We start from the raw sequence: 2,684 nt of genomic DNA on the forward strand, positions 1-2,684 counted from the left end.
TCCTCGTCGACCACGAAGCCGCCGCCGACCGAGTAGTAGGTCTTCTCCAGCAGCGGATGGCCGGACTCGTCGTACGCGAAGAGGGTCATGCCGTTGGCGTGGTACGGCAGGGAGCGGCGGCGGTGCAGGATCAGCTCGTCGGACTCGTCGAAGTCGATCTCGTGACCGCCCTCGATCTCGGCGGCGAGCAGCCGCAGCCGCTTGGTGGTGCGGATGCGCTCGACCTCGCCGTCGGCGGCCTCGACGTCGACGGTGCGCGGGGAGTGGCCCTCCAGGCCGAGCAGCACGGCCTTGGGGGTGCCGTGGCCGTGGCCGGTGGCGCCGAGGGAGCCGAACAGCTCCGCCCGCACCGCGGCGGTGGGGGTCAGCAGCCCTTCGTTCTTCAGCCGCAGGACGAACATCCGTGCCGCCCGCATCGGGCCGACGGTGTGCGAGCTGGACGGGCCGATGCCGATCGAGAAGAGATCGAATACGGAGATGGCCACCGGGACTCCTTCGTCTGCACGCGGGGCGCGTGCGGGTGGTGCGGTGCGGGGGGCGCGCCGGTGGGCGCGCCCCCCGGGGTCCGGGCCCCAGGAGGCCGGACCCGGGTTACTTCGACAGGTGCGGGTACAGCGGGTGCTTGTCGGCGAGGGCGGTGACCCGAGCCTTCAGCGCCTCGGCGTCGTACGAGGGCTTGAGCGCCTCGGCGATGATGTCCGAGACCTCGCGGAAGTCCTCGGCGGTGAAGCCGCGGGTGGCGAGCGCCGGGGTGCCGATCCGCAGACCCGAGGTGACCATCGGGGGCCGCGGGTCGTTCGGGATGGCGTTGCGGTTGACCGTGATGCCGACCTCGTGGAGGCGGTCCTCGGCCTGCTTGCCGTCCAGCTCGGAGTTGCGCAGGTCGACCAGGACGAGGTGCACGTCCGTGCCGCCGGAGAGGACGGAGACGCCGACCTCGGTCACATCGGCCTGGGTGAGCCGCTCGGCGAGGATCTTGGCGCCCTCGACCGTGCGCTCCTGGCGCTCCTTGAAGGCGGAGCCGGCCGCGACCTTGAAGGACACCGCCTTGGCCGCGATGACGTGCTCCAGCGGGCCGCCCTGCTGACCGGGGAAGACCGCGGAGTTGATCTTCTTGGCCAGCTCGGCGGTGGACAGGATGACGCCGCCGCGCGGACCGCCCAGGGTCTTGTGGGTGGTGGTGGTCACGACGTGGGCGTGCGGTACGGGGGAGGGGTGCAGCCCCGCCGCCACCAGGCCCGCGAAGTGGGCCATGTCGACCATCAGGTACGCGCCGACCTCGTCCGCGATGCGGCGGAAGGCGGCGAAGTCCAGCTGGCGCGGGTACGCCGACCAGCCCGCGATGACCAGCTTGGGGCGGTGCTCCTTGGCCAGGCGCTCGACCTCGTCCATGTCGACCAGACCGGTCTCGGCGTCCACGTGGTAGGGCACCACGTTGTAGAGCTTGCCCGAGAAGTTGATCTTCATGCCGTGGGTGAGGTGGCCGCCGTGCGCCAGGTTCAGCCCGAGGATGGTGTCGCCGGGCTGGAGCAGCGCGAACATCGCGGCGGCGTTCGCCTGGGCGCCGGAGTGCGGCTGCACGTTGGCGGCCTCGGCGCCGAAGAGCTCCTTGATGCGGTCGATGGCGATCTGCTCGACCACGTCGACGTGCTCACAGCCGCCGTAGTAGCGGCGGCCGGGGTAGCCCTCGGCGTACTTGTTGGTCAGGACCGAGCCCTGGGCCTCCATGACGGCGGCCGGAGCGAAGTTCTCCGAGGCGATCATTTCGAGGGTGGACTGCTGGCGGTGGAGTTCGGCGTCGACAGCAGCGGCGACGTCCGGGTCGAGCTCGTGAAGGGAGCTGTTCAGAAGCGACATCAGGGTCCCGATCGAGTAAGGAGGGTCAGTTGTTGGAGAAGGAGGCGTATTCCTCGGCGGAGAGCAGGTCGCCCGGCTCGTCCGTCACCTTCACCTTGAACAGCCAGCCGCCCTCGAAGGGGGCGGAATTCACCAGCGCCGGGTCGTTCACCACGTCCTCGTTGATCTCGGTGACCTCACCGGAGACCGGCGCGTACAGGTCGCTGACCGACTTCGTGGACTCCAGCTCACCGCAGGTTTCACCGGCGGCGACGGTGGAGCCGACATCCGGGAGCTGGACGTACACGACATCGCCGAGCGCGTTGGCCGCGTATTCGGTGATGCCGATCGTCGACACGCCGTCCTGGTCGGCGGCCGACAGCCACTCGTGCTCCTTGCTGTAGCGCAGCTGCTGGGGGTTGCTCATGGTCCGATTCTCCTGGATAGAGGGGAGTGCTTGGGAAACGGGTCTTCAGTGGTGAGACAGACGGGTCACGGGAGGTTTCGGCGCTCGCGGTCACAGAAGGGGAGGTCGGGCCGTGCGCGACGCCGGAAAGGGAGGTTTCAGCGTTCGCGGCGGTAGAAGGGGAGCGCGACCACCTCGTACGGCTCCCGGGTACCGCGGATGTCCACCGACACTCCCGGGCTGCCGGGCGCGGCGTGCTCCGCGTCGACGTACGCCATGGCGATCGGCTTCCCCAGCGTCGGGGACGGGGCGCCCGAGGTGACCCGGCCGATCTCCGACCCGTCGGGGCCCAGCACGGCGTATCCGGCGCGCGGCACCCGGCGGCCCTCGGCGACCAGGCCGGTCAGCGTGCGCGGCGGCCGGGCCTCGGCCTCGCGCGCCG

At 70.5% G+C, this 2,684-nt stretch carries 4 protein-coding genes; all 4 read right to left on the reverse strand.

Features of this window, described 5'->3' with window-relative positions; all coding sequences use genetic code 11:
- Positions 1–485: serine dehydratase beta chain (locus tag EEJ42_RS10320; RefSeq protein ID WP_281291424.1), on the reverse strand; the 485-nt coding region annotated here is incomplete at its 3' end.
- A gap of 106 nt (positions 486–591) precedes the next feature.
- Positions 592–1,857 (reverse strand): serine hydroxymethyltransferase, encoded by a 1,266-nt coding sequence (gene glyA, locus EEJ42_RS10325; protein ID WP_123099661.1) that lies wholly within the window; start codon positions 1,855–1,857, stop codon positions 592–594.
- A 25-nt stretch (positions 1,858–1,882) separates the two neighbouring features.
- The gene (gene gcvH / locus EEJ42_RS10330) at positions 1,883–2,263 is read right to left on the reverse strand and encodes a glycine cleavage system protein GcvH (protein WP_123099662.1); all 381 of its coding nucleotides are present in this window, start codon (positions 2,261–2,263) and stop codon (positions 1,883–1,885) included.
- Positions 2,264–2,400: 137 nt separating this feature from the next.
- Positions 2,401–2,684 (reverse strand): glycine cleavage T C-terminal barrel domain-containing protein (locus tag EEJ42_RS10335; protein WP_281291425.1); only part of this gene is annotated, 284 nt, incomplete at its 5' end.

The sequence above is a fragment of the Streptomyces botrytidirepellens genome (assembly GCF_003721215.1).
GTDB classification, from domain to species: domain Bacteria; phylum Actinomycetota; class Actinomycetes; order Streptomycetales; family Streptomycetaceae; genus Streptomyces; species Streptomyces himastatinicus.